Origin of the sequence: Thalassotalea euphylliae, assembly GCF_003390395.1 — a bacterium.
In the GTDB taxonomy this organism is placed as follows: domain Bacteria; phylum Pseudomonadota; class Gammaproteobacteria; order Enterobacterales; family Alteromonadaceae; genus Thalassotalea_F; species Thalassotalea_F euphylliae_C.
This window is the reverse complement of the sequence record NZ_QUOV01000001.1, coordinates 2704317-2710027: the sequence shown is the minus strand read 5'-3', so window position 1 is coordinate 2710027 and position 5711 is coordinate 2704317. Positions and strand designations below refer to the sequence as shown.

Below are 5711 nucleotides of genomic sequence, written 5' to 3'. Positions count from 1 at the left end.
CGAACTCAGTGTGTCGATGTTTTTAACATCGACACACTGTTTTGTAATCAGTACCAATTATCTTTTTGTTATTAAAGAAAATATTATCCAGGCGTAAATGTTGCATAGAAGTTTGTCAGGCATTAAATAGCTGCCATAACATACAGAAGAAAACAAAAATAAGGAGTCAAGGAATGGTTAAGTTATTATCCGTACGTTTGAGTCATCTATTGTTGTTGTTTTGTTTATTGTTTACCGCGAGTAGCAATGCGGCATTGTTGTTTAGCCAAGACCCGCTAACCGCGCGATCCCCTGTTGCATCTGGGCCCATTTCTACCGCAGGGTTTAAATTAATAGATAACTTTTCTCTGTCTAGCGATGTTGAATTAACCCAGATAGATTTTTGGACGTCTGAAAGCATAGATCCGTTATTTCAAACAAGGTCTAATGTTTTTGATATTGCCATTTATCAGGATAACGGCAACCTACTTGTTGGAGCGCCCATATGGAGTACAGTGGTCTCCGTTTTTAATAGTGAAATTACTAAAGTACTGGATCCGATTACCCAATTATTTTCACATTCATTGTCACTCGCAACACCACAATCACTGGCGTCTGGCAATTATTATTTTCAAGTAGCTGCTGCATCTAACAATACTATTGATGGCAGCCCGGGGCCTATTGGCGCACTCCCTGTTGGTTGGCAATCAGCGAATGGTGTACCTGGAGCGCCTCCTGCCCTGCTGCTTTCTGGTAATCAAATTATACCTCAAGTACCTGCTGCCAATATGGCGTTTAGCTTAACGGGGAATGTGGTTCAAACTATCCCTGTACCGAGCACATTATGGTTAATGGTGATGGTACTTCTGAGTGGTTTATTTTATCGTGGAAGCACAAAGCAATTGCATCACTAACCCCTACTTAACTTAGTGACTTTTGCGCAAGCCTGACATTAAGTTTGTTCTGTGATGACAGACAGTAATACTGACGAACTCCCTTTTTATAGAGCGCTTAGCCAACTTAAGCGCTCGCTTGTTCCGGTTATTCTATTTAGCTGTGTGATCAATATTTTAATGTTAGTTTCACCGCTGTATATGCTGCAAGTTTACGATCGTGTCCTGATCTCGGCGAGTCAGCCGACCTTACTGTTTTTGACCTTGTTTGCTATTGCTGCACTGATGGTGCTTATTGCTCTAGATAGCGTGCGAAGTCTTGTACTCTCAAGAGTAGGTTGTCGCTTTGAAAATGATGTCGCGAGCTATACTTTTAAAAACATATTAGAGCAAGGAGGCCACAGCCAACCACTGCGAGATATTGAAACGGTGCGCTCATTTATCTCTAGCCCTGCATTGGCGGCGATTATGGATGCCCCTTGGACACCACTTTATTTAGGGCTTATTTATGTCTTACACCCTTGGTTAGGACATTTAGCTTTAGCTGGTGCCATTGTTTTATTCACTCTAGCACTTATCGGCGAAAGCTTAACCCGCAAGGTGCAATCAGAAAGCACCAGCGCCAGTGGTGAAGCGTATCGTTTTACCGATATTTGTGCCCGTCAGCAAAGCGCTATTTATGCGATGGGTATGGCCGATAACTTAAAAGCTAAATGGCGCGAGCCGCGCATGCAAAGCTTAGCGACAAGCGCAGTTGCAACCCAGCGCAGTGGCTATATTTCATCACTATCAAAAGGTATTCGCTTTAGCTTGCAGGTCGGTATTTTAGGCATGGGGGCATTCTTAGTTATTCAACAAGAATCCTCGCCGGGCGTTATGATTGCGGCATCCATAATAATGGGGCGCGGGTTAGCTCCAATTGAAGCGTGCATTAGTGGCTGGAGACTGGTTATTCAAGCACGAGATGCCAAAGCAAGGTTGATCGCGTTTCAACAACACTTTGCTGAGCCGGTAGAGCCTTTACCTTTGCCTGCGCCAGTCGGTAATTTGGCGGTAAAAAATATTATTTATCAGTTTGATGGCAGTGAGTCGCCGTTGTTAAAAGATATCAGCTTTCACATATCAGCAGGTACGGTGCTTGGCATTACAGGCCCCAATGCCGCTGGTAAAACAACGTTAGGAAAATTATTACTTGGCTTGGTTAAACCAATACATGGTGAGATAAGGCTAGATAATGCGACTTATGATCAATGGGACAGGGAGCAACTCGGCCCTTATATTGGTTACTTGCCGCAAGAAGTTGAATTGTTCCCAGGCTCGATAGCAGAGAATATTGCGCGATTTAACGACGCATCACCCGAGCAAATTATGGAAGCAGGTCAACTCGCTGGTGTGCACGACATGATTTTACATCTTGACCAAGGGTATAACTGTGCCGCTGGTGACTTTGGTGAAGTTCTATCAGGTGGTCAGCGCCAGCGTGTTGCCCTGGCAAGAGCCGTATTTGGGCAACCTAAATTGGTTCTATTAGATGAACCAACTTCATCACTTGATGCAGAAGCCGAGCGTAGTGTGATGAAAGCAATTGTGGCGCTCAAGCAACAAGGGGCAACAGTGATCGTCATTGGTCATAGACCAGCGCTAATGAATGTTACAGATCAGTTGTTAGTGCTGCGCGATGGGCGAATAGCCGCTTTTGGTGAAACACAGGAAATTATGAGCCAGTTGATCAGACCGGTAGTGGAAACAAAGTCGAGTTAACTGAATTTGGATTAGTTAATATCTAGTTAGCTAGCACTTAATTTGGATTAGTTAATTTATAGTGAATCAATTAATGTCGAGCGAAATATGGCAAACGCTTTTCAAGCAGCTAAAGTTACCAGCGTAAATACGTCGATAAAACAGCCGATGTTACTGGGGCTATTGATCATTATTGTCTTTGTTGTGGGCAGTGGCTTATGGGCAATGACGGCGCCTCTTGCCAGTGCCATTATTGCTTCTGGTCAAATTAAAGTAGACACTAATCGCAAGCAAATACAGCACTTAGATGGTGGTGTCGTACGTGAAGTGTTAGTGAAAGATGGTCAGCAAGTTACTAATGGTGATGTGATGGTGTTGCTAGACCCTGTTCAGGCTGAGTCCTCGTTAGCTGTTGTTCGCAGTGCCTTATTTGCCGCTCGTATTCAACGAGCTAGGTTGCAAGCAGAGCGAGATGGCATAAATGCTCCAGATTTTTCGTTAGTTCGCACGACACAACCATCTGAAGGTAAAAGCGCCCAAGATAAGCAGGGGTTGATAGCTGCGCAAACATCTTTATTCGCTATTCGCCGTGAAGTTCAGACATCTCAACAAGAAATCTTAGCCCAGCAAATCGACAATTTGTTAACACAAATTGATGGCTATCGAGCTCAAAAAAAGGCCACAGAGCGGCAAGTGACCATTAGTAGTGACGAGTTAGTTAACCTTAGACAGCTAAGAGCGCAAGGACTTGTCGATAACGGCCGACTTTTGGAGCTTGAACGCAACCTGGCGCAGCTTGAAGGAGAGCGTGGCGAGTTTATCTCTTTAATCGCAGGAGCTCGTTCAAGTATTGATGAGAAAAAACTAGAATTGATTCGAATCAAGCGCAGCTTTAATGAAGAAGTGTTAGCTGAGTTACAAGAAGTTGAGCAACAGATTATTGATTTGCAAGAGCGTGAAATTGCTGCCGCTCATACCTTGCAACAAATGGTGGTAAAAGCGCCAGTGACTGGCACTGTGGTGGGTCTTAACGTTCACACCATTGGCGGGGTCGTTGTGCCGGGTCAGTTATTGCTGGAAATTGTGCCAGCAGATGACAAGCTAATCATTGAGGGGCAAGTCACTCCCACTGATATAGATGATGTTATTGTAGGCCAGCAAGCACGAGTTAAGCTCTCTGGCTTTCAGCAGCGCACAACGCCGGAACTGCAGGGGCGGGTAAAATATGTGTCGGCAGACAGTATGTTAGATGAGCGCAGTGGCGTAACCTTTTTCCTAGTAAGGGTGAGTGTATCCACTGACGAATTAAAAAAGCTCAATGAATTGGAACTCATTCCTGGCATGCCCGCCGAAGTTTTTATTCAAACTGGAGAACGCACGGCGCTAGAATATTTATTACAGCCTTTAGTGGACACCATTGATCGGGCTTGGCGGGAAAGTTAAAACTAAATAGAGCCTCAACGGAGGCTCTATTGATAGCAGCTGAAATGAGTAGTACCAATTAACAGCAAAAAACGAATGAAACTATACAAGTACTAGCCGAGTAGCTTCCCCAAGCTATCTTGAATAATTTGTTTAGCTTGAGCGCCTTCTGGTGTATCTAAATACTCTTGAATTTTAGTGGTGTACTGACCAATCATCTCCGGCGACAAGCCAATCACTTCAAATTGTTTTTTCACATCATTGGCAGCTTTTAAGGTGTCGCTGTACTCACTTGCCTTATCAAGCAAACCAGAAAGGCCAGAGCCTGATTTGAGCTGGCTAATATCGGGTACTGCATCTAACAATTCTTTGCTGCCAGGTAAAGCTTCAGCAAGTTGGTTGAATTCTTCACTCGAAATATTGTTAGAGACAAAATTCATAATCGCGGCTAAACCGCCTTGAATTTGTGCTTCGGTAACTCCCAAGCTCTTTAAGCTGGCCATCAAGCCTTCAATACTGGCTTGAGGTTGTTCAGCTTCTTGGCTTTCGCTGGTACCAATACCGAGCATACTTTTTAAACTTTCAAGCCAACCTTCGGCGTGAGATGGCGCTGAAAACAACAGTGCGGAACTTAGTAATAGGGCGATAGGCTTAGTAGACATAACTTTCCTTGATTAATTATTGTGCTTGTTATCATATCCCAATTATTATCATGAGATACAAGTTTTTAACACTATTGGGAGAACCACATGGATGAAATGCCGGCACAGTTGCAGGAATTTAAAAAACTCTACGAGTTAATTGCAGAATATTTAGTGACATACAGCTTCCAAATTCTTGGTGCTGTTATCATTCTGATTATTGGTTGGTGGCTGGCGTCAAAGGTTAGCAAACTCGTTCGCAAGGTTTGTGAAAAACGAAACCTTGATGCAACCTTAAGCGGCTTTTTTAGTAGCCTAGCCAAAACAACGGTAATTCTACTGTTTGTTGTGGTTGCGGTTAGCCAACTGGGTTTTACCATCGCTCCGCTAATCGCTGCCATAGGCGCGCTAACATTTGGTATTAGTTTGGCGATTCAGGGGCCGATATCTAACTACGGCGCAGGGTTGGCGATAATTTTAACAAGGCCCTACAAGCTAGGAGACACCATTATTTTAAAAGAGCGGTGCGGTATTGTTGATGATATAAAACTCGCGATGACAGTGCTTAGAAATGAAGATGGTGAGCGCATTTTTATTCCCAACAAAGAGGTAGTTGGGGAAATATTCCACAATAGCCAAGAAAACAAGTTGATGGAGGCCGAAATTGCCATTGGCTATGACGCCGACCCTGAAGTGGCAATTGGCTTAATTCAAGATACCCTAGCCAGCAAGCTAAGTGATGCCGCTAAAATTCAAGTGGGTATTGATCGATTTTCGCCACTTGGGTTTCATTTGGTTTATCGCTGTTGGGTACCTACCGCTGAATACTTCGCACAGCGTTTTCAATTGAACTTAAGTGTTTATCAGGCGCTGAAACAAGCGGGGATTAGTATGCCTACGCCTACACAAAATGTTCAGGTGGTGGGAAGTGAGCCGCTAGAAGGGCAATAGAGTTTTTAACTAAGAAATAGCGCTGATTTTAGACCTAAAAAAGCCCGTGCTTAAACGTGTTAGACACAGTTAATCACGGGCTGAT

General features: G+C 43.9%; 5 protein-coding genes. 4 read left to right on the top strand and 1 reads right to left on the bottom strand.

Annotation, left to right across the window (positions count from 1 at the left end):
* Window positions 1–173: 173 nt before the first annotated feature.
* From DXX92_RS12100 to DXX92_RS12090, 3 genes are all read left to right on the top strand, one after another.
* Window positions 174–893: a hypothetical protein gene (locus DXX92_RS12100; RefSeq protein WP_116000671.1), complete on the top strand. Its 720-nt coding sequence runs from the start codon at window positions 174–176 to the stop codon at window positions 891–893.
* A 54-nt stretch (window positions 894–947) separates the two neighbouring features.
* On the top strand, window positions 948–2633 hold the full coding sequence (locus tag DXX92_RS12095; protein WP_116000670.1) for a type I secretion system permease/ATPase: 1686 nt from the start codon (window positions 948–950) through the stop codon (window positions 2631–2633).
* An 87-nt stretch (window positions 2634–2720) separates the two neighbouring features.
* Window positions 2721–4055, top strand: a complete 1335-nt coding sequence (locus tag DXX92_RS12090) for an HlyD family type I secretion periplasmic adaptor subunit (protein ID WP_116000669.1) — start codon at window positions 2721–2723, stop codon at window positions 4053–4055.
* Between the two features lie 92 nt (window positions 4056–4147).
* Here the strand turns inward: DXX92_RS12090 and DXX92_RS12085 are convergent, their stop codons facing one another.
* A complete protein-coding gene (locus tag DXX92_RS12085; RefSeq protein WP_116000668.1) occupies window positions 4148–4696 on the bottom strand; it encodes a DUF2780 domain-containing protein in 549 nt (182 codons plus the stop codon).
* Window positions 4697–4783: 87 nt separating this feature from the next.
* Between DXX92_RS12085 and DXX92_RS12080 the strand changes: the two genes are divergently transcribed.
* Window positions 4784–5626 carry a mechanosensitive ion channel family protein gene (locus DXX92_RS12080; protein WP_116000667.1) on the top strand — a complete coding sequence of 281 codons (843 nt, stop codon included), beginning with the start codon at window positions 4784–4786 and terminating at the stop codon, window positions 5624–5626.
* The last annotated feature ends 85 nt before the right edge of the window (window positions 5627–5711 follow it).

Bases quoted from the DNA above. Each gene is read 5' to 3' on its own strand.
- DXX92_RS12100 (WP_116000671.1), top strand. From the start codon at position 174: ATGGTTAAGTTATTATCCGTACGTTTGAGTCATCTATTGTTGTTGTTT.
- DXX92_RS12095 (WP_116000670.1), top strand. From the start codon at position 948: ATGACAGACAGTAATACTGACGAACTCCCTTTTTATAGAGCGCTTAGC.
- DXX92_RS12090 (WP_116000669.1), top strand. From the start codon at position 2,721: ATGGCAAACGCTTTTCAAGCAGCTAAAGTTACCAGCGTAAATACGTCG.
- DXX92_RS12085 (WP_116000668.1), bottom strand. From the start codon at position 4,696: ATGTCTACTAAGCCTATCGCCCTATTACTAAGTTCCGCACTGTTGTTT.
- DXX92_RS12080 (WP_116000667.1), top strand. From the start codon at position 4,784: ATGGATGAAATGCCGGCACAGTTGCAGGAATTTAAAAAACTCTACGAG.